The sequence below is a fragment of the Streptomyces sp. ADI95-17 genome (assembly GCF_003846175.1).
GTDB lineage: Bacteria > Actinomycetota > Actinomycetes > Streptomycetales > Streptomycetaceae > Streptomyces > Streptomyces sanglieri.
Map to the genome: position 1 here is coordinate 746,541 of NZ_ML123049.1, position 19,992 is coordinate 766,532.

At 71.5% G+C, this 19,992-nt stretch carries 16 protein-coding genes; 8 read left to right on the forward strand and 8 right to left on the reverse strand.

Annotated features, from left to right (window positions below):
* Positions 1 to 28: 28 nt before the first annotated feature.
* The gene (locus EES42_RS30010; protein WP_124721409.1) at positions 29 to 1,150 is read right to left on the reverse strand and encodes a PP2C family protein-serine/threonine phosphatase; all 1,122 of its coding nucleotides are present in this window, start codon (positions 1,148 to 1,150) and stop codon (positions 29 to 31) included.
* A 248-nt stretch (positions 1,151 to 1,398) separates the two neighbouring features.
* Between EES42_RS30010 and EES42_RS30015 the strand changes: the two genes are divergently transcribed.
* Positions 1,399 to 2,427, forward strand: a complete 1,029-nt coding sequence (locus EES42_RS30015; protein ID WP_124721410.1) for a helix-turn-helix domain-containing protein — start codon at positions 1,399 to 1,401, stop codon at positions 2,425 to 2,427.
* A 178-nt stretch (positions 2,428 to 2,605) separates the two neighbouring features.
* Entirely contained in the window at positions 2,606 to 5,995 is a 3,390-nt protein-coding gene (locus tag EES42_RS30020) for a S8 family peptidase (protein ID WP_124721411.1), read from the forward strand.
* Between the two features lie 111 nt (positions 5,996 to 6,106).
* Here the strand turns inward: EES42_RS30020 and EES42_RS30025 are convergent, their stop codons facing one another.
* The 6 genes from EES42_RS30025 to EES42_RS30050 all read right to left on the reverse strand — a co-directional run bounded on the left by EES42_RS30025 (position 6,107) and on the right by EES42_RS30050 (position 13,215).
* Positions 6,107 to 6,964 carry an ABC transporter ATP-binding protein gene (locus EES42_RS30025; protein ID WP_124721412.1) on the reverse strand — a complete coding sequence of 286 codons (858 nt, stop codon included), beginning with the start codon at positions 6,962 to 6,964 and terminating at the stop codon, positions 6,107 to 6,109.
* Entirely contained in the window at positions 6,961 to 7,965 is a 1,005-nt protein-coding gene (locus tag EES42_RS30030) for an ABC transporter ATP-binding protein (RefSeq protein WP_124721413.1), read from the reverse strand. The genes EES42_RS30025 and EES42_RS30030 overlap by 4 nt, the downstream gene beginning before the upstream one ends.
* On the reverse strand, positions 7,965 to 8,828 hold the full coding sequence (locus tag EES42_RS30035) for an ABC transporter permease (RefSeq protein WP_124721414.1): 864 nt from the start codon (positions 8,826 to 8,828) through the stop codon (positions 7,965 to 7,967). Before EES42_RS30035 ends, EES42_RS30030 begins: the two co-directional genes overlap by 1 nt.
* A complete protein-coding gene (locus EES42_RS30040; protein WP_124721582.1) occupies positions 8,825 to 9,742 on the reverse strand; it encodes an ABC transporter permease in 918 nt (305 codons plus the stop codon). Before EES42_RS30040 ends, EES42_RS30035 begins: the two co-directional genes overlap by 4 nt.
* Positions 9,743 to 9,789: 47 nt before the next feature.
* On the reverse strand, positions 9,790 to 11,412 hold the full coding sequence (locus tag EES42_RS30045) for an ABC transporter substrate-binding protein (RefSeq protein ID WP_124721415.1): 1,623 nt from the start codon (positions 11,410 to 11,412) through the stop codon (positions 9,790 to 9,792).
* A gap of 105 nt (positions 11,413 to 11,517) precedes the next feature.
* Positions 11,518 to 13,215: an amidohydrolase gene (locus EES42_RS30050; protein WP_124721416.1), complete on the reverse strand. Its 1,698-nt coding sequence runs from the start codon at positions 13,213 to 13,215 to the stop codon at positions 11,518 to 11,520.
* A gap of 129 nt (positions 13,216 to 13,344) precedes the next feature.
* Between EES42_RS30050 and EES42_RS30055 the strand changes: the two genes are divergently transcribed.
* The 4 genes from EES42_RS30055 (at position 13,345) to EES42_RS30070 (ending at position 17,115) form a co-directional block, all read left to right on the forward strand.
* Entirely contained in the window at positions 13,345 to 14,040 is a 696-nt protein-coding gene (locus EES42_RS30055) for a TetR/AcrR family transcriptional regulator (protein WP_124721417.1), read from the forward strand.
* Between the two features lie 299 nt (positions 14,041 to 14,339).
* Positions 14,340 to 15,617 (forward strand): bifunctional 3-oxoadipate enol-lactonase/4-carboxymuconolactone decarboxylase PcaDC, encoded by a 1,278-nt coding sequence (gene pcaC, locus EES42_RS30060; RefSeq protein ID WP_124721418.1) that lies wholly within the window; start codon positions 14,340 to 14,342, stop codon positions 15,615 to 15,617.
* Positions 15,618 to 15,630: 13 nt separating this feature from the next.
* Positions 15,631 to 16,287 carry an MBL fold metallo-hydrolase gene (locus EES42_RS30065; protein ID WP_124721419.1) on the forward strand — a complete coding sequence of 219 codons (657 nt, stop codon included), beginning with the start codon at positions 15,631 to 15,633 and terminating at the stop codon, positions 16,285 to 16,287.
* A gap of 48 nt (positions 16,288 to 16,335) precedes the next feature.
* Positions 16,336 to 17,115 (forward strand): exodeoxyribonuclease III, encoded by a 780-nt coding sequence (locus EES42_RS30070; RefSeq protein WP_124721420.1) that lies wholly within the window; start codon positions 16,336 to 16,338, stop codon positions 17,113 to 17,115.
* A 124-nt stretch (positions 17,116 to 17,239) separates the two neighbouring features.
* Here the strand turns inward: EES42_RS30070 and EES42_RS30075 are convergent, their stop codons facing one another.
* Positions 17,240 to 18,394: a Cmx/CmrA family chloramphenicol efflux MFS transporter gene (locus EES42_RS30075; protein ID WP_124721421.1), complete on the reverse strand. Its 1,155-nt coding sequence runs from the start codon at positions 18,392 to 18,394 to the stop codon at positions 17,240 to 17,242.
* A gap of 515 nt (positions 18,395 to 18,909) precedes the next feature.
* Between EES42_RS30075 and EES42_RS30080 the strand changes: the two genes are divergently transcribed.
* Both EES42_RS30080 and EES42_RS30085 read left to right on the forward strand, forming a co-directional pair.
* Positions 18,910 to 19,350, forward strand: a complete 441-nt coding sequence (locus tag EES42_RS30080) for a DUF6278 family protein (protein WP_124721422.1) — start codon at positions 18,910 to 18,912, stop codon at positions 19,348 to 19,350.
* Positions 19,351 to 19,473: 123 nt separating this feature from the next.
* Positions 19,474 to 19,992, forward strand: a 519-nt coding sequence (locus EES42_RS30085) for an amino acid ABC transporter ATP-binding protein (protein ID WP_164495365.1), incomplete at its 3' end; no start/stop codon positions are given.

A 19,992-nucleotide genomic window follows, 5' to 3' on the forward strand; every position in this document is an offset into this window, starting at 1 on the left:
CCACCCCGCGGGAAGGCCCGTGCCGTACTCAGCGGAACGGTGACCGGCGGACGGACAGGATGGCCACGTCGTCGTGCCGGCTGCCGCCTCCGGCGAACGCGCGCGCGTCGTCGTAGAGGGCGGCCGGCAGGTCCGTCGCGGGCAGCGACACACGCTCGGCGAGGCGTTCGGCGACGGGGTAGAACGTGCCGTCGGGCGCGCGGGTCTCGGTCAGTCCGTCGGTGGTCAGCAGCAGTGTCGCGCCGCGCGGGAAGCCGAACCAGCCGACTGTCGCGGGTTCGGCGGCGAGTTCGGCGAGACCGAGCGGGACGCCGGATTCGAGGGCCGGAGTGCTGACGGTGGCGTTGTGCAGCAACTGAGGCAGGACGTGCCCGCAGTTGATGGCCTGCGCCTCGTCGTGCGCGTCGATGTTGACGACGAGTGCCGTGACGAACCGTTCGTCGTCGCCGGTCTGCGTGGCATAGGAGTTGTGCCGTACGACAGAGGCGTCGAGGGAGTCCGCGAGCGCGGTCAGGGTGGGCTCCCGGTGGGCCGCCTCGCGGAAGGCGCCGATGACGGCGAACGCGGCGCCGACCGCGGGCAGGCCCTTGCCCTGCACATCGCCGATCAGGACCCGGGTGCCCCACGGCGAGTGGACGACGTCGTAGATGTCGCCGCCGACGAGCCGGTCCTCCTGCACCGGCTCGTACACCCCGTCGACCAGGACCTCCTCGGTGAGCATGGGCAGCGGGCGCAGGATGTGGCGCTGCATCGCCGCGGCGGTGGAGCGCAGCCGGAGCGTCTCGTGCTCGCGCTGGACACGACGGTGACAGGCGTACACGGAGGCCGCGCCCAGGGCGAGGGTGAGCAGCATCAGGAGGATCCTGTCGAGCCACGACCCGCTGTCATCGTTCTGGACCAGCACCGTGACGGCGACCACGAGCGTGGTCCACGCGGCCACGAACTCCGTCTGGCGCACGGTGCACAGCGCCGACGCCGTACCGGGCAGGAACACGAAGAGCCCGAGCAGCCACACCGGAGACCCGGACAGGGAACCGAGGAGCAGCACCAGGACGGTCAAGGACACCACGCCGATCACCACCTCGGCGTTGCGCGGTGGCTCGATGGCGTCGTAGGGACGTGCGAGGCTCTTCGGCTGTTTACGGGGCACGGGACCTCCCGGGCAGGCGGTGTACTCCCCGTACGTTATGCAGGTCCGGCCGTCGGCCGACCGCGCCCCGCCGGGCGACGGCCCCCGTGCCGGGCCGGCCGGGCGGCCAGGACCGTGACGGTGCCCGGCACGGAGGTCCCTGGCGGGACGCGCGGCAGACAGCGGACAATGGTGGCATTCCGGCGTGGGGTAAGGTCCACCCGATCCGCGCCGAGGCCGGACCCGGCGGCCGTTCGAAGGGGAGCTGGATGCTGCAGGCACTGGGGCTGGGCCCGGCCGAAGAGAGCATCTACACGGCACTGCTGGCCCGCCCGACAGCCTCCGCGGAGGAACTCGCCGGGCAGAGCGGACTCGGGAGGGCCGAGACCGACCGCGTCCTGCGCGAGCTGGTGACACGTGGCCTGGTGGCGGTCGCCGCCGATTCCGGGAGCGGGGCACCCGGCCCGGCCGACCGCGCGTCCGGCCACCGGCCCGCCCGGTACCGGCTCACACCTCCTTCGGTGGCCCTGGCCCCGTTCCTCGTCGAGCAGCGCAACGCACTGCACCGGGCCGAAGCGGCGTTCTCGATGCTGACCGAGCAGTACCGCAGTACCGCCGCACACCCCGCGGGCAGCGTCGTGGAGGTGGTCGTCGGCGTGGAGCAGGTCGCCCACCGGTTCCACCAACTGCAGCGCGGTGCCCAGGAGGAGCTGCTGGTCTTCCTCACCGGCGATCCCATCGCGGTGCCTCGCGAGGACACCGGCATGTCGGAGAGCTCCGCACTGGACCGCGGCGTCGACTTCCGGGTGGTGGCTGCCAGGAGCTATCTCGACGGTCCCGACATGGCGAAGGAGGTGAGGGAGGGCATCACGGCGGGCCTCGAACTGCGCCTGGTCGACTCGCTGCCACTGAAGATGGTGGTGTCGGACCGGGAACGCGCCATGGTGCCACTGGACATGGCGGACTGCGGCGGAGAGCCGAGCGCCATCGTGGTGCACCGCAGCGGCCTGCTGACCGCCCTGGTCCATCTCTTCGAGAAGGAATGGGCCCAGGCCCGGCCGCTCTACACCACCGCCACGGGTGTGCACGCGGAACCTCCGGCCGAGCAGCACCCGACCGAGGGGGAGCTGGAGGTCCTCGCCCTGCTGCTGGCAGGGATCTCCGACCGGCGGGCCGCCTCCCAACTCGGCGTCTCCATACGGACCGTGGAGCGAAGGACGCGCCGTCTGATGGACCTCGCCGGAGCGGATTCACGCCTCCAGCTCGGATGGCACGCCGCACGCGCGGGCTGGCTCTGACCTCCGGCCGTCCCCTCCCGGAGAAGATCATCCGGGCGAATCCATTCGACGCACATGAGCGTGTGACGGAAAACCGACATGCGGGCAACCCGTCACGCGCGGCCCCCCTACACGATCCGCATGTCTGCCAGGCTGCACCGGCAGCACGGCAGGTTCACGGTTTCGAGTGGGGAGATTCATGCGCTCCATAACGCGTATGGCCTTGGGCGCGGCGACCGCCGCCGCCCTGGCCGTCACAGGGGTCACGCCTTCCGGGGCGGCGGACGCGCCGTCCGGCGGCGCCGAGGGGAAGAGGCCCATCGTCGGCGGCAAGGCCGCGGCGAAGGGCGGCAAGCAGACGACGGTCACGCTCGTCACCGGCGACAAGGTGCTGGTGACCACCGACCCGTCGGGCCGCAGCTCCGCGGCCGTGCTGCCCCGCGAGGACGGCACGCAGCCCATGGTCCAGACCTACCAGCTGGGCAAGGACCTCTACGTCCACCCCGAAGGTGCCTCCCGGGCGATCGCCGAGGGCCGGGTCGACGAGCAGCTGTTCAACGTCACCGGGCTCATCCGCCAGGGCTACGACGACGCGCACACCGACTCGCTGCCACTCATCGCCACCTACCGCAACGGCGTGGACGTCGCGAAGAGTGCTCCGCCGGCCCCTCGCGGGTCCGAGCGGGGCCTGAGCCTCCCGGCTGTGGACGGCGTCGCGCTCAAGGCGGGCAAGGACACCGCCGCCACGTTCTGGCGGGACATCACCGACACCCGCTCACGTGCTGCCTCCACGCTGAAGAAGCTGTGGCTGGACGGCAAGGTCGAGGGCACCCTGGACCGGTCCACCGCGCAGGTGCACGCCCCGGAGGCATGGAAGGCCGGCTACGACGGCAAGGGCACCAAGGTCGCCGTGCTGGACACGGGCGTGGACGCCGAGCACCCGGACCTGGTGGACCGGGTCGCCGCGGCCAAGAACTTCACGGACTCCCGGGACACCGACGACCGGGTGGGCCACGGCACCCACACCGCCTCCACGGTCGGCGGGTCCGGAGCGGCCAGTGACGGCCGCAAGAAGGGCGTCGCCCCCGGCGCTTCCCTGCTCATCGGCAAGGTCCTCAACGACGGGGGATCCGGCCTGGACTCCTGGATCATCGCGGGCATGCAGTGGGCCGTCGACCAGAAGGCCGACGTCGTCTCCATGAGCCTGGGCAACCCCACGATCGGCGACTGCAACGACCCGATGGCCCAGGCCACGCAGCAGCTCTCGCAGAACAGCCACACCCTGTTCGTCGTCGCCGCCGGCAACGCCGGCTCGGCCACCGAGACCGTCTCCTCGCCCGGCTGTGTGCCCGGTGTGCTGACCGTCGGTGCCGTCGACCGCGACGACACCACCGCGTGGTTCTCCAGCCGCGGCCCGGTGGCCGTGACCCACACCCTCAAGCCCGAGATCGCCGCCCCCGGCGTCGACATCTCGGCGGCCAGCGCGGGCGGCCGGGGCGTCTACGCCTACCGGACGATGTCCGGCACCTCCATGGCCACCCCGCACGTCGCGGGCGCCGCGGCCGTCGTCCGCCAGGCCCACCCCGACTGGACCGCGCAGCAGATCAAGGCCGCCCTGGTCTCCTCCGCCCGCACCGGTGGCAAGGTCGCCGGAGCCGACCAGACCGGGGGCGGCGTCCTCGACGTGATCGGTGCGGTCGACCAGAAGGTGCTCTCCGCGCCCGCCGTCCAGGCCGGCGACTACAACTGGCCGCAGGACGCCTCGGACCGCACCACTGTCACGGTGCCCTTCACCAACACCGGCAAGAGCGACCTCACCCTGAACCTGAAGCTCAGCGGTGTGCACGGCAACGACGGCAGCGATGTCCGCTCCGGCATCGTCAAGCTGGAGCAGGGCAGGGTGAAGGTCCCCGCGGGGGCCACCGCCCAGGTGCCGCTGCGGATCGACCCCACCGCCCGTCTGACGGACTCCCAGTACGGTGCGGTCACCGGCCGGATCCTGGCCACCGGCGACGACGTGCACGTCTCCGTGCCCGTCACGCTCCAGGTCCAGCCGGAGACGGTCACGCTCCGGGTCAAGGTCATCGACCGCAACGGCAAGCCCGCGGCCGGCCCCTCCTCCCTGGACCTGGTCAGCCTCGACACCGACAAGGGCGAGCGCCGCAGCAACAACGGCGCGACCGACCAGACGTACCGGGTGCGCCCGGGCGACTACGCACTCAGCAGCTTCGTGGCGACGTACGACGCGAGCAACGTGGCCGAGTCGGTCGGCTACCTCGCGAAGCCGCAGCTGCGGATCACCGGTGACACCACCGTCGTCCTCGACGCCCGCCGGGCCCACCGGCTGAGCCTGCGCACCGACCGCCCCTCGACGGTGGACAACACCACGCTCAGCTACTCCCGCACATGGGACGACACCTGGCTGATGTCCGGATCGCTCATGGCCGGCACCGCCATCCAGAAGTTCTACGCGGATGTCGACGGGCGTGCCGGAAAGGGCACCTTCGAGTTCCGTCCCACCTGGCGCGCGAGCGGCTCCGAGGGCGGTTCGCCCTACGTCTACAACCTGTCCTTCCCGACCCGCGGTCCGCTGCACTCCGACCAGGTCTACCGGCCCAAGGACTCCAGGCTGGCCCAGGTCACCGAGAAGTGGAACGCCATGGGCAAGGAGGGCGACTACATCGACGCGATGTTCCTCCACCCCTCCGGGAGCAGCGACAGCTACGTGTCAGTGAGCCCGTTCGGCTCCGTCCACGTGCCCGTCACCCGCACCGCCTACTACACGACCGGCGGCGACGGCTGGTCCCACGGCGCGATGACCAGCTTCCCGTTCGCCGCGTTCATGGGTGACCGACTGCGCACCTACCAGGCCGGACAGCGGAGCGCCGAGGAGTGGTACGGCGGCCCCCTGCGGCCGGCCGCACCGCGCGACGCCGACGGCGAGCTGATGCTGAACGCCGAGCGGCAGGGCAACCTGATGGGCTTCCAGAACGCCCTCTGGGTCGACGGCTCCGGCGACCACTGGTCCTACGGCGGATCGTTCGGCGACCTCGGCAACCTGGTGCTGAAGCGCAACGGTGAGCAGATCGCCACCGACACCTACCCGTACGGCGTGTTCGAGGTACCGGACGAGGACTCCGCGTACGAGCTCACCCAGAACCTGGAGAAGATCGACACCTCGGACCGGAACTGGCTGCGCTCCACCGCCGTCACAACCACCTGGAGCTTCCGCTCCCACCTGGAGCCCGACGTCTACTCGCGCGGCCTGCCGATCCTCTCCCCGGCGTACGACGTGCCGGTGGACGGCCTGAACACCCTGCCCGCGCGGGGCGGCATCAAGGTCGGCCTGTCGGCCGAGGGCCACGCCGGGTACACGCCGGGCGCCATCAAGGCGGCCACGTTCTCCTACTCCTACGACGGCGGCACCACCTGGACCCAGGCGCCGACCGGGCAGCGGAACGGGGACTGGACGGCCGTCCTCGACCTCACCGGAGCCTCCGGCAAGCAGGTCATGACGAAGGCCACCCTCACGGACACCAACGGCAACGCGGTCACCCAGACCATCACCCGCGCCTACGACGTCCGCTGACCACCTGATCCGACCGGGCGGGCCTCCCACAGCGGGAGGCCCGCCCGGAGGCCGTGCCGGAGAAGCACCGGATTCGCCGGGGCCGGAACCCCCTCGCGCCGGGAGCGTCCGTCAGCCGGCGCCTCCCGCCGCCGGCGGATCGAGTTCCCTGCGCCGCCGGCTGATGGAGTCGGGGTCCCAGTCCGGCCGGGGAACGGATGCCAGCAGCAGCTGTGTGTACGGGTGTCCGGGGTCGGAGAGCAGCTCCGCGACGGGGCGGTGTTCCATGGTGCGGCCCCGGAACAGGACGAGCGCCTCGTCGCACACGTACCGCACGACGGCCAGGTCGTGGCTGACGAAGACCAGGCCGATGCCGGTGTCGCGGCGGATGTCCGACAGGAGGTTGAGTACCTGGGCCTGGACCGAGACATCGAGCGCGGACACCGCCTCGTCCAGTACGAGCACCGCGGGTTCGACCGCCAGCGCGCGTGCGATGGCGGCGCGTTGACGCTGTCCGCCGGAGAGTCTGCGCGGCAGGGCCGCCGCCTCCCGTTCCCCGAGGCCCACCTGGGCGAGGAGTTCCCGCATCCGGGCGGCCCGGGCGGCGGGGTCGGCGAGACCGTGCAGACGCAGCGCTCCGTCGATGGTGGCGCCGATGGTGACCCGCGCGTCCAGCGAGAGGTACGGGTCCTGGAAGACGATCTGCACCGCCTTGGCCCGGGCGAGCCGGGCCGCCCTGCCGCGTACGGTCGGGGCCAGTGGTTCACCCTGGACGAGGATCTGGCCGGCGTCGGGGCGTTCGAGGCCGATCAGCATCCGGGCCGTGGTCGTCTTGCCGGAGCCAGACTCTCCCACGATGCCGAGGGCGCCGCCGGCCCGCAGTGAGAACGACAGGCCGTCGACGGCGACGACCTCCGTCTTTCCCGTCCGGTAGGTCTTGCGCAGCCCGCTGACCCGGAGCAGTGTGCGGGCGCTGTTCTCGACGGTCAACTGCCCTCCCTTGTGGCGGTGTTGTCCATGGAGGTGAGTGACTCCTCCGCGAGGTGGCAGGCGACCAGCGCCTCGCCGTGCCGCTCCAGCCGCGGCACTGTCCGGTCGCAGACCCCGGGCCGGGCCGAGCGGCAGCGCGCCGCGAAGGAGCAGCCGGGCGCCGAGTCGAGCAGCCCCATGGGGGAACCCGGGATCGGGACGAGCCGGGCGGGCGGTCCGTCCGGGGCCCGCAGGGGCGGCGACGAGCCGAGCAGGCCCGCGGTGTAGGGGTGGCGGGGTGTCCCGAAGAGCTGTGCGGTGGGAGCGGACTCGACGATCCGGCCGGCGTACATCACGTAGATGCGGTCGCAGACCGCGGCCGCGAGTTCGATGTCGTGCGTGATGAGGAGCATGCCCAGGTCGCGTTCGCGCTGCAGCCGCCCGAGGACGGCCATGATCTCGGCCTGGGTGGAGACGTCGAGCGCGGTGGTGGGTTCGTCGCAGAGCAGCAGCCTGGGCCCGGCGGTGAGCGCTCCGGCGATCATGACGCGTTGCAGCATGCCGCCGGAGAGCTCGTACGGGTACTGCCGCAAGTGCCGCTCGGGGTCGGGGAGTCCGACCGCGGCGAGCAGTTCGGCGGCGCGGGCGTTGGCGCGGCCCTTGTCCCAGCCGTTGCTGACGCGCAGCGACTCGGTGAGGAAGTCGCCGATGCGGCGGACCGGGTTGATGCCTGCCCGGGGGTCCTGGAAGATCATCGACGCCGTGCCGGTACGGATCGACCGCAGGGCCGCCGGGCCGGCGCCCACCACCTCCGTTCCGTCGACGCGCACATGGCCGTCGATGTCGGCCCCGGTGGGGAACAGCCCGAGGGCCGACCGTGCGGTGACCGACTTCCCGGAACCGGATTCGCCCACCAGCGCGACGATCTCACCCGCCGACACGGTCAGGTCGATGCCGTCGAGCACCGGCCGGGCCATGCCGGGCAGGGCGATGCTCAGGTTCTCGTACTCCAGCAGCGCCATCAGGTCTTCCTCCCTGCGAGCCGGTCGCCGACGTTCTCCCCGACGATGTTGAAGGCGACGACGACCACCACGACGGCGACGGCGGGCACGACCGCGGACAGCGGCTCGCCGCGCAGGACGGCGGCCTGGGACTGGTTGATCATGGCGCCCCAGTCCGGTGTCGGCGCCTGCACGCCCAGGCCCAGGAAGGACAGGGCGGCGAGGTCGAGCAGCGCGTAGCCGAAGTTGACGGTGGACTGGGCGAGCACGGTCGGGCCGATGTTCGGGAGCAGCCTGCGGACGGCGACGTAGAGGGCGGAGTGCCCCTGCACGCGGTAGGCCGCGATGTACGGCCTGGCCTGCTCCTGCATCGCGAGGCCGCGCACCAGGCGTGCGGTGTACGGCATGTAGGCCACGGACATGGCGATCACCGGCGCCGTCATCCCCTTGCCGAAGACCGCCACCGCGAGAATCGCGACGAGCAGCGCCGGGAAGGCGAAGACGACATCGAGCAGCCGCCCGATCACGGTGTCGGCCCAGCCGCCCCGCCATGCGGAGAACAGGCCGATGGCGATGCCGGCGACGGTCGAGACCAGTACCACCAGCAGCGGTCCGACCAGACTCGTACGGCTTCCTTCGATCAGGGCCGAGAAGGTGTCGTGCCCGCCCTGGTCGGTGCCCAGCCAGTGGTCGGCGCTCGGGCCGACGAGCCCCGTGCCCAGCTCTCCGTACGTCGGGTCCTGCGGTGACAGCCACGGTGCGAACACCGCGACCAGCACGAACAGGAGGAGAAGGCCCAGGCACAGGTTCTCCAGCCGGCTGCCGCCCATGGAGCGCAGCTTCGCGACCGGTCCGCGGGTCAGTCCCGCCATCGGGGCGCTCATCGTGCACTCCCCGCTGCCGCCACCCGCGGATCGATCAGCGGATGCACCAGGTCCACCAGGAAGTTGACCACGACGAACGCGGCCACCACGAGCAGCACGATCGCCTGCACCACCTGGAAGTCCATCTGGTTGACCGAGGTCACCAGCAGGGATCCCACGCCCGACATGCCGAACGCGGTCTCCACGATCGAGGTGCTCACCAGCATTCCGGAGACGAGGAGCGCGGAGACGGTGACGATCGGGCCGAGGGCGTTGCGCAGTACGTGCCGCCGGATCACGGTCCACCGCGGGGTGCCGCGACTGACCGCGACCTCGACGTGCTCACGGCCCAGTTCCTCCAGCATCGACGAGCGGGTCACCCGGGTGACCATCGCCATGAACGTGACGGACAGGGCGATCGCCGGCAGTACGACGTGGTGCAGCCGGTCGAGAACGCCGGTGCCGTTGCCGATGGTCGGGAACCAGCCCAGCTTCACGCCGAACAGCGACCGCAACAGCAGTGCGGCGACGAAGGCGGGGGCCGCTGCCCCCACCGTCACCAGCAGCATCAGCATCGAGTCGGTGCGGGTGCCGCGGCGCAGCGCGCCGACGATGCCGGCCGCGACACCGACCACCGCGATCAGCAGGGCGGAGGCGGCGATCAGCAGCAGGGTGGACGGCAGCCGCGACCAGATGACCGAGCCGACGTCCTGGTGGAAGACGTAGGAGCGGCCGAAGTCGCCGTGCAGCACGCCGCCCAGCCAGTCCCAGTACCGGACGAAGAACGGCTCGTCGAAGCCGTACCTGTGGCGGATCTGGGCGAGTTCGTCGGGGCCGGCGCTGCGCCCGCGCACCAGGAAGCTCGCCGGGTCGCCGGGCGCCAGGTACAGCGAGGAGAACACCAGGAAGGAGGTGACCAGCAAGGTCGCCGCCATCCCGGCCAGGCGGCTCAGGACCCCGAGCGCCCGGGTGGTCGTACGGCTCACTTCTTGGCCCCGATCTCGGCGGCCCACGGGTAGTAGAGGTAGGCGACCGACGGCCGGACGCCGGTGATCCGGTTGCCGAGGAAGACGCTCGTGGGCTGTGTGTACAGGGGCAGCCAGGGCAGCTCCCGCAGGGCGACCTTCTGCGCCTTCGCGCTCGCCGCGGCCCGCGCGGCCGGGTCGTAGGTGCCTGCGGCGTCCTCGATCGCCCGGTCGAACTCCTTGTTCGACCAGCCGCCGTAGTTGGTGAACATGCCGGTCTCCAGGGAGCCGTACACATCCAGCGGGTCGGTGATCGACGTGTACCAGAAGGTCAGGAAGAGGTCGACTCCCTTGCGGGCGGCGGCGTCGGTGAAGAGCGTCGAGTACTTCTCCGGCGACAGCGTCTCGATCCTGGGGTCGAGGCCGATTGCCCTGGCGGCCTGCTCGACGGCCTGCGCGACGATCGTGGTCTGCGAGTCGAGGGGGCTGGTCGCGATGACGATCCGCTCCCCCTTCACCCCGGCCTTCTCCGCGATCTCCTTGGCCTTCGCCGGGTCGTACGGGTAGCGCGGCGCGTCCTTGATGATGGCCTTGCGGTCCGCGGGGGGCGCCTGGTCCCACATGTTGTCGGTGACGAGGGAGTCGGCGACCTCGCCCGTCCCGCCGACGCCGGCCTTGACGATGCCCTTGCGGTCGATGGCCATGAGCAGGGCCTTGCGCACCTCGGTGTCACCGAGCGGGCCCTTGAGATTGCTGACGATCTCCTCGGCGACGGTGCTGTTGACGCCGTAGTAGAGCTTGCCGGCCGTGGACGAGCCGAGCTGGTCGTAGGCGTCGGCCGGGACCATCCAGCCACCGTCCACCTCACCGCTCTGGAAGGCGTTGACGCGGGTCGTCGCGTCGCTCAGGAACACGAACTTGACCTGGCCCGCCTTGGGCTTCAGGTCGGTGTTCCAGTAGCCGTCGAACTTCTTCAGGGTGAGCGACTGGCCCGAGGCCCAGGACCCGAACGAGAACGGGCCCGTGCAGTTCACCCCGCCCTTGGGACTGCCGTAGTCCTTGCCCGCCCTGGCCAGCGTCGCGGCCGACTCGATGGTTCCCGAGCTGGTGGCCATCTCCTGGTTGAAGACCGCGTCCGGCTTCGTCAGCTTGACGGTCACCTCCAGCGGCCCGGTCATGTCGATCGACTTCACGTTGCGGAACGTGTTCTCCCACGCGCTGCCCACGGCGGGGTCCATGTGGCGGCGCAGCGAGGCGACGACGTCCTTCGCGGTGAGGACCGTCCCGTCGTGGAAGCGGACGCCCGGACGGATCTTGTAGACCCAGGTGGTGGGAGTCGGATTGGTGAACGAGGACGCCAGGTTCGGCGACGTGGTCAGGTCCGGGTTCCAGCGCAGCAGGCTCTCGCAGACGTTGGCGAGGATCTGGTTCGGCGGGTAGTCGTAGGCGTAGGCGTAGTCGAGCGAGGAGGGCTCGGCGTAGATCGACCAGGTGAAGGAGTCGATGTCGCCCGCGGCGGCGGGCGTCTGCCCGGTCAGCTTGTACGACGTGCCGGCGTCGGCGTTCTTGTCCGGGTTCGCCGTGCCGCTGCACGCACTGGTGATGAGAACGGCGCTCGCCGCGAGGAGCGTCCCCGCCACGCGGCGCACCGCCCGTATCCGTGTCGGCCGTCTGGATCCTGCACTCTGCGTTGGCACTGTCTGTCTCCGTCCGGGGTGGGCTCGATGAAGCGCGTGGGGGTTGTGTCAGTCGGTCGACGCAGTGGGCGCGGTCGTGTCCGCGTCGAACACGAGACGGCCCTCGACGTACGTCCGGCGCACCCGGACGTCGCCGATCTCGTCGGCGGGGCGCGTGAACGGGTCACGGTCGAGGACGACGAGGTCCGCGTACTTGCCCACCTCGACCGTGCCGGTCACGTCGTCGAGGTGGTTCACCCAGGCGGTGCCCGCGGTGTACGCGGTGAGCGCCTCGGCCAGGGTCAGTGCCTGTTCGGGGTAGAACGGCGGATACGTCTCGCCCTCGGGGAGTTCCTGGGCGGGGGCGGCACGGTTGACCGCGACATGGATGCCCCACAGCGGGTCGGGGCTGCTCACCGACCAGTCGCTGCCGGCGGCGAGGTGGGCGCCGGCACGGCGCAGATCCCCGAAGGGGTACTGCTGGGCGGCGCGTTCGGCCCCGAGGAAGGGGATGGTCAGCTCGTCCATCTGGGGTTCGTGGGCGGCCCACAGCGGCTGGATGTTCGCGGCGACGCCCAGTTCCGCGAAACGCGCGATGTCATCGGGGTGGACGACCTGGAGGTGGGCCAGGTGGTGCCGGTGGTCGTTGGCGCCGTTGGCCGCACGGGCCTCGCCGAGCGCGTCGAGTGCCTCGCGCACGGCACGGTCGCCGAGCGCGTGGAAGTGGACCTGGAAGCCGGAGCGGTCGAGCGCGCACACCGCTTCCTTCAGCAGTCCGGGCTCGACGAAGCTCAGGCCGGAGTTGCCGGTCGAGCAGCCGCAGCCGTCCAGATAGGGCTCCAGCATCCCGGCGGTGAAGTTCTCCGCGACGCCGTCCTGCATGATCTTGATGCTGGTGGCCGCGAAACGGCCCGCCTGCCCGATGCGGCGGCGCTCCTCCAGCTCCGGAAGCTGCTCCATTCCGCGGTTCCGGTCCCACCACAGGGCGCCGACGACCCGGGCGAGCAGCGAGCCTTCGCGGGCCGCACGCAGGTAGACGGGCAGGTTGTCCGGGTAGCCGTGGAACGAGCCGATCATGGCGTCCTGCCACCCGGTCACCCCGAGCGAGAACAGGTACTCCTGCGCGGCGAGCAGCCCGGCGTACGTCTCGTCCTCGGTCGCGACCGGAACATGACGGGCCACCAGCTCCACCGCGCCCTCGTGCAGGGTGCCGGCCGGGGTGCCGTCCGCCTCCCGCTCGATCCGGCCGTCGGCCGGGTCGGAGGTGTGCCGGTCGACACCGGCGATCTCCAGCGCGCGGGTGTTGACCCAGGCGCCGTGGCCGTCGCAGTTCACGAGCAGCACGGGCCGGTCGGGTACCACCGCGTCGAGCATGGAGCGCGTCGGCGTGCCGCCCGGGAAGCAGTCCATCGACCAGCCGCCGCCACGGATCCAGGTCACGTCCGGGTGGTCCTCGGCGTACCGGGCCACCACGTCGAGACAGCCCTCGGCGGTGGTCTGCGCGCTCTGGTCGCAGCCGAGCATCTGGGTGCCACCCATCACGGGGTGGATGTGCGCGTCCTGGAATCCGGGGACGAGCAGGCCGCCCTCCAGGTCGACGACCTCGGTACCGGCACCGGTCAGCGCGCGCACCGTACCCACGTCGGCGACGGCGATGATCCGGCCGCCCGCGACGGCGACGGCGGCGTCCACCGGGACGGGGCCCGCCCCGGTGAAGACCCGGCCCCCGACGAAGACGGTGTCGGCCCGTTCGCTGCTGTGCGCCATCGATTCAACCTCCAGCAGGGCGGAATGAACCCGCCCGACGTGTTCGTTGAGGAGGAGTGAACGACAGCGCAACGATGCTGTCAACATCGTTGCGCTCACTGGATTCCGAACCGATACACTGGCCGCACCATGCCGAAGTCACCTGCCACCAAGGCCCGGAGCAAGCGCGCCGGCAGTCAGCTCACGCCCGGCGCGATCATCGACGCGAGCCTGCGCATCGCCGCCCGCGGAAGCGAGGACGCCTTCACCGTCCGGCGCCTGGGCGAGGAACTCGGGGCGGATCCGACCGCGATCTACCGGCACTTCCGCGACAAGGACGAGCTGCTGCTGTCGGTCGCCGACCACATGCTCGGCGAGGCGCTCGACGCCATCCCCGACGGCCTCGACTGGAAGGCCCGCATCCGGGCACTCGCCGACGCCTCCCTCGCGGTCGCCCTCAAGTACCCGGTGGTGGGCTCCGCCATGGCGAGCCGGACCACGCGCCGCTCCAACGAGTTCCGGGTCGTCGAACTCATCCTCGGCGCCGTCCGGGAGGCCGGCCTGGAGGGATCCGAGGCCGCCGTCCACTACCGCATGATCGGGGACACCCTCCTCGCGTACGTGGGTCAGCAGGCCGCCTTCCTGCTGTTCGACGCGGACGCCCGCGCGGCCGACAACTCCGCGTGGAACCGCGAGTACCGGCTGGTCGACCCGCAGCGCTTCCCCCACATCACCGGCCTCAGCGGCGAACTCGCCGAGGTGACGGACGAGCAGATCTTCGACGCCACGGTCGAGGCCCTGATCTCGGCCGTCGAGAAGCGCGCCGCGACTCCCCGGGACGCGTGAAGACCGGTTCGAGCCGGGCGAGCGCCGCCCGGGCGCATCCGGCGACCTGCGGGTCCGCCGCTGCGCCGAACGGTGCGGACGGGGTGAGGTCCGCCGCACGGCTGCCGCCCGCGTAGACCGTCGGGATGCCGCGCCGGATCTCGTACGGAGAGACAGGCGATGCTGCCACCGGGCCGCCCGGAAGCTGTGACCGGGGCGGCCCCGCAAGACAAGGGAGGCGGCCCCCCAGGAGCAGGGCCAGAAACCGCTGGGTTCCCCCCAGCGACGTGCGATCCCGTGGGATATGGGAGCGTGAGCGGGTGAGTGAGACGACGACTGAAACCCTGCAATACCGCTTTGACGGGCCGGAAGACGCACCGATCCTGGTCCTGGGCCCCTCCCTCGGCACCTCGTGGCACATGTGGGACCGGCAGATACCGGAGCTCACCCAGCACTGGCGGGTCTTCCGCTACGACCTCCCCGGCCACGGCGGCGCCCCCGCCCACCCCGCCACCGCCGTCGCCGACCTCTCCGACCGGCTGCTCGCCACTCTCGACGGCGTGGGCGTCCAGCGCTTCGGTTACGCGGGCTGCTCCATCGGCGGCGCGATCGGCGCCGATCTCGCGCTGCGCCACCCGCAGCGGGTCGCCTCGCTGGCCCTGGTCGCGGCCTCGCCCCGGTTCGGCAGCGCCGACGAGTTCCGCCAGCGCGGGGTGGTCGTCCGCACCAACGGTCTGGAGCCGATGGCCCGCACCGCACCCGAGCGCTGGTTCACCCCCGGCTTCGCCGCCGCCCAGCCGGCCATCGTCGACTGGGCCGTGCAGATGGTGCGGACCACCGACCCGGGCTGCTACATCGCCGCCTGCGAGGCCCTCGCCGCATTCGACGTCCGCGGCGAACTCGGCCGCATCGGCGCCCCGACCCTGGTCCTGGTCGGTGCCGAGGACCGGGTCACCGGACCGGGCGACGCCCGCGTCCTGGTCGCCGGCATACCGGACGCCCGCCTCGCCCTCGTACCCGGCGCCTCCCATCTCGCCCCGGTCGAGCAGCCCGGCGCCGTCACCGATCTGCTGCTCACCCACTTCTCCTCGGCCTGGCAGGACACCCTCGCCGCCATCCCCGCCCCGGCCGTCACCCCACAGCTCTCCGCACCCGTGCTTCCCGTCGCGGAGATCACCGCTGCCACTCCGCAGCCCGACCCGGGGCCCGCCGGACGCCCCGACCCGCACGAGCGCGGCATGAAGGTGCGCCGTGAGGTGCTGGGCGATGCCCACGTGGACCAGGTGATGGCCGCCTGCGACGACTTCACCGAGGACTTCCAGGAGCTGGTCACCCGCTACGCCTGGGGCGAGGTGTGGACCCGGGAGGGCCTGGACCGCCGGACCCGCAGCTGTGTCACGCTCACCGCGCTGATCGCCTCCGGCCGCATGGAGGGCCTGGCGGCGCACGTCCGGGCCGCGCTGCGCAACGGCCTCACCCCGGCCGAGATCAAGGAGGTGCTCATGCAGACCGCCGTGTACTGCGGGGTGCCCGCCGCCGACGCCGCCTTCTCCGTCGCCCGGACCGTGATTCAGGAAGAAACGCGGCCCCGGCCGTAGCAGGATGGGGCCCATGGACGCCGTGAACCCCATGCACCTGACACTGACCAAGAAGACGCACTCCTGCATCCGTCTGGAGAAGGACGGGCGGACGCTCGCCATCGACCCGGGCGGCTTCTCCGAACAGGACGCCGCGGTCGGCGCCGACGCGATCCTGGTGACGCACGAGCACCCCGACCACTTCGACGAGGGGCGGCTGCGCGCGGCCCTGGACGCCGACCCGGCCGCCGAGATCTGGACCCTGCGCAGCGTCGCGGACCGGCTCGCCGCGGCCTTCCCCGGCCGCGTGCACACCGTCGGAAACGGCGACACCTTCACCGCGGCGGGCTTCGACGTACAGGTGCACGGCGAACTGCACGCGGTGATCCACCCGGACATCCCGAGGATCACCAACATCGGCTTCCTGGTGGACGGTTCGCTCTTCCACCCGGGCGACGCGCTCACCGTCCCCGACCACCCGGTGGACACCCTGATGCTCCCGGTGATGGCCCCCTGGAACAAGATCTCCGAAGTCATCGACTACGTGCGCGAGGTGAAGCCGCGGCGCGCCATCGACATCCACGACGCGCTGCTCACCGATCTCGCCCGCCCGATCTACGACAACCAGATCGGCAGCCTCGGCGGCACCGACCACGGCCGGCTGGCCCCGGGGGACTCGACCGGGTTGTGACCGGCGCCGGTCCGGCGACTGTCAGCGGCAGCCGCTAGGTTTACGTACATGCGCATCGCCACCTGGAACGTCAATTCGATCACCGCCCGGCTCCCGAGGCTGCTGGCCTGGCTGGAGGGCACCGGCACGGATGTGCTGTGCATCCAGGAGACCAAGTGCACCGCCGAACAGTTCCCGGCGGACGCGCTCCGGGAGCTCGGCTACGAGTCCGCGGTCAACGCCACCGGGCGGTGGAACGGCGTGGCGCTGGTCTCCCGCGTCGGCCTGTCCGACGTCGTCACGGGGCTGCCGGACGGCCCGGACTACGAGGGCGCGCAGGAGCCGCGGGCGATCTCCGCGACCTGCGGCCCGGTCCGCGTCTGGTCGGTCTACGTGCCCAACGGCCGCGAGGTCGAGCACGCGCACTACGCGTACAAGCTGCGCTGGTTCGAGGCCCTCCAGAAGGCCGTCGCGGCGGACGCCGCGGGCTCGCAGCCGTTCGCGGTGCTGGGCGACTTCAACGTGGCCCCGACCGACGAGGACGTCTGGGACCCGGCCCTGTTCGAGGGCGCCACGCATGTCACCCCCGCCGAGCGCGCCGCCCTCGCCGCGCTGCGCGAGGAGGGGCTGGCGGACGTCATGCCGCGCCCGCTCAAGTACGACCGCCCGTACACCTTCTGGGACTACCGGGAGCTGCGCTTCCCGAAGAACAAGGGCATGCGGATCGACCTGGTCTACGGCAACGCCCCCTTCGTCGCGGCGGTCGGGGACAGCTATGTGGACCGCGAGGAGCGCAAGGGCAAGGGCGCGTCCGACCACGCCCCGGTGGTCGTGGACCTCAACCTCTGAGGACCGGTTGTCAGTGGTGGCCGCTAGCGTGGTTCCTGTCCTTATCCCGCTTGCTGGCTGCTTGCAGTGACCAGGACAGCCCCGCCCGTTCAGCGCCGGGCGGGGCTCCAATGCCTGCCGCCGGTCAGACGGTGGCGACGCGGCGCATCCGCAGTGACGCCCCGGCGGTGCCCAGTGCCAGGACCATCAGCAGGGCGCTCACCCACAGCGGCGACCGGAAGCCCAGTCCCGCACCGATCGCCAGCCCGCCCAGCCAGGGCCCGAGCGCACCGCCCACATTGAACGCGGCGGTGGCGAACGAACCGGAGAGCGTCGGTGCGTCGGCCGCCAGCCGGAACACCCACGAGATCAGCGCCGTACCGGTGCCGAACGCCAGCATCCCCTGGACGAGAACGAGCGCCACCGTAGCGAAAGGGCTGCCCGCGGTCAGCGCGAACCCGGCCCAGCCGACCGCGAGCGCCACCAGCCCGGCAGCGGTGAAGGCGACCGGCCGCAGGTCGGCGAACCGGCCGGCGGCCGTGACCCCGATGAACGAGCCCAGCCCGAACAGCGCCAGCAGACCGGGCACCCAGGCGGCGGTGAGCCCGGTGACACGCGTGGCGAGCGGCTCGACGTAGGAGAATGCGCAGAACGTCGCCCCCTGCACCAGGGCGCTGGTCAGCAGGGTCAGCAGCAGCCGCGGACCGGTCAGGGTCCGCAGCTCCACGCTCGCGGGCGCGGGCGTGGTCTCCGGCCGCCCCGCCGGAACGGTCCTGGCGATCACGAGGACGGCCGGTACGGAGACCAGGGCCACGGCCCAGAACGCCGACCGCCACCCCCAGTGCCCGCCGAGCGCCGCACCGGCGGGCACCCCGGCGACACAGGCGATGGTGACGCCACCGACGACCACCGAGGTGGCGCGGGCCCGCGCCTCGGGCCCGGCCATGGAGACCGCGGTCACCAGGGCCACCGCCCAGAAGCCCGCATTGGCCAGTGCCCCGACGACCCGCGTCGCGAGGAGCAGCCCGTAGCCGGGCGTGAGCGCGCCGACGACATGCACGGCGCTGAAGACACAGAGGAAGAACACCAGGGCGCGGCGGCGCGGCCAGTTCCGGCTGAAGAGCGCCATCAGCGGCGCCCCGACGATCATTCCGATGGCGAAGGCCGAGGTCAGCAGCCCCGCGGCGGGAATGGACACGTGCAGGTCGGCGGCAATGTCCGAGACCAGCCCGGACAGCATGAATTCGGAGGTGCCCTGGGCGAAGACGGCGAGCCCGAGCGCGTAGACGGCGAATGGCATGAAGGAACCCCATGGACGACTGACAGATGGACCGGACAGGGGGTGTGGGCCCGCGCCCGCCCGGCACGACGGGCGGCAACGCGGAAGAACGTCCGGGATGTTCATGGACGTGACGGGCGGCGCGGCAGGCGCCGGAGCCGGAAAGTCCGCGCACGGTGGACCGGGAGCGGTTCACGAGCGCGGAGGGAGAGCGCAGCCCACACAGCGGGGGTCCTGCGGCGGCAGCCGGCGGGAAACCGCCCCGGGCCGGTACTCGGCACCACGGGAGCGATTCGACGGCGGATCGGCCACCGGCGGACCGGTGGCTAGCCTCTGTCGGACTCGGGGCTGGACATGATCGCGAAGCTACCAGCCCGGGGCGCTCGCCTCCACCCCTTTTCCGCCGGAACCGTCCCGGGGTGGTGCGCGGCGCGTGCGGCGGCGCGCGAGCGGGCGCCCGCCTCGGGTTCAGCACTCGAACGACAGGCCGCGCGCCTTGTGGTGCACACCACAGGAGGGATGCGACCCTGAGTGGTATGAACATCCCTTTCTTGGACAACTGGCGTAGGCGTCACGACGGAGCGCGGGGGACAGGGCTCGCCGCCGCGGTCGCCGCCGATCCCGACGGCGTGGCCGAGCTCCTCGCGGAGTGCGAGCTGCTGCGTGTCCGAGCGGGGCAGCGCGGGCTCGAACTCGACGACAGCCCGGCCTCGTTGGCGGCTCTCGACCAGTTGCCGCCGCGCTGGCGGGACGATCCGGAGGAGCTGCCCTGGCTGGGCAACGACGCGGGGCTGTACCTCGGAACGGTCCTGGTGCGGAACGTCCCCGGTGCGGTCTGGAGCATCTGGCCGGGCGGGCAGCCCGTGGTGCGGCTCGCCTCCGGGCGGGAGATCGACGTGGTGGAGGCGGGGCTGGACTGGGCGATGGCGGGCAGCCCGGAGCTCTCCCAGGTCTATTCGGAGTCGGCCGAGGGGTAGAACTTCCATGGCAATCGAATAAGAAGCCTTATGCCCCATTTGTGCGTGTCGGCGGCGAAGTCCCTTTTCAGGCTGGATAGTTTGCGCTGACCTCGACACAGCGAAAAGTGGGTAGGGCAGCGTATGGCCGTCGATCCGTTGATCGAGCTGCGGGACGTCAACAAGCACTACGGACAGTTGCACGTACTGCAGGACATCAATCTCACCGTCGGCCGCGGGGAGGTGGTGGTGGTCATCGGCCCCTCCGGCTCCGGCAAATCGACGCTCTGCCGGACCATCAACCGGCTGGAGACGATCGAGTCCGGCCACATCGCGATCGACGGCAGACCCCTCCCCGAGGAGGGGAAGGGGCTGGCCCAGCTCCGGGCCGAAGTGGGCATGGTCTTCCAGTCGTTCAACCTGTTCGCGCACCGGACCGTGCTGGCCAATGTCTCGCTCGCCCAGCTCAAGGTCCGCAAGCGCAAGAAGGACGAGGCGGACCGGCGCTCCCGGGAACTGCTGGAGCGGGTCGGACTGGCCTCGCAGGCCGACAAGTTCCCCGCCCAGCTCTCGGGCGGTCAGCAGCAGCGGGTGGCCATCGCCCGCGCCCTCGCCATGGACCCCAAGGCACTGCTCTTCGACGAGCCCACCTCGGCGCTCGAT

Bases quoted from the DNA above. Each gene is read 5' to 3' on its own strand.
- EES42_RS30015 (WP_124721410.1), top strand. From the start codon at position 1,399: ATGCTGCAGGCACTGGGGCTGGGCCCGGCCGAAGAGAGCATCTACACG.
- EES42_RS30020 (WP_124721411.1), top strand. From the start codon at position 2,606: ATGCGCTCCATAACGCGTATGGCCTTGGGCGCGGCGACCGCCGCCGCC.
- EES42_RS30030 (WP_124721413.1), bottom strand. From the start codon at position 7,965: ATGGCGCTGCTGGAGTACGAGAACCTGAGCATCGCCCTGCCCGGCATG.
- EES42_RS30035 (WP_124721414.1), bottom strand. From the start codon at position 8,828: ATGAGCGCCCCGATGGCGGGACTGACCCGCGGACCGGTCGCGAAGCTG.
- EES42_RS30040 (WP_124721582.1), bottom strand. From the start codon at position 9,742: ATGGCGGCGACCTTGCTGGTCACCTCCTTCCTGGTGTTCTCCTCGCTG.
- EES42_RS30050 (WP_124721416.1), bottom strand. From the start codon at position 13,215: ATGGCGCACAGCAGCGAACGGGCCGACACCGTCTTCGTCGGGGGCCGG.
- EES42_RS30055 (WP_124721417.1), top strand. From the start codon at position 13,345: ATGCCGAAGTCACCTGCCACCAAGGCCCGGAGCAAGCGCGCCGGCAGT.
- EES42_RS30065 (WP_124721419.1), top strand. From the start codon at position 15,631: ATGGACGCCGTGAACCCCATGCACCTGACACTGACCAAGAAGACGCAC.
- EES42_RS30070 (WP_124721420.1), top strand. From the start codon at position 16,336: ATGCGCATCGCCACCTGGAACGTCAATTCGATCACCGCCCGGCTCCCG.
- EES42_RS30075 (WP_124721421.1), bottom strand. From the start codon at position 18,394: ATGCCATTCGCCGTCTACGCGCTCGGGCTCGCCGTCTTCGCCCAGGGC.
- EES42_RS30080 (WP_124721422.1), top strand. From the start codon at position 18,910: ATGAACATCCCTTTCTTGGACAACTGGCGTAGGCGTCACGACGGAGCG.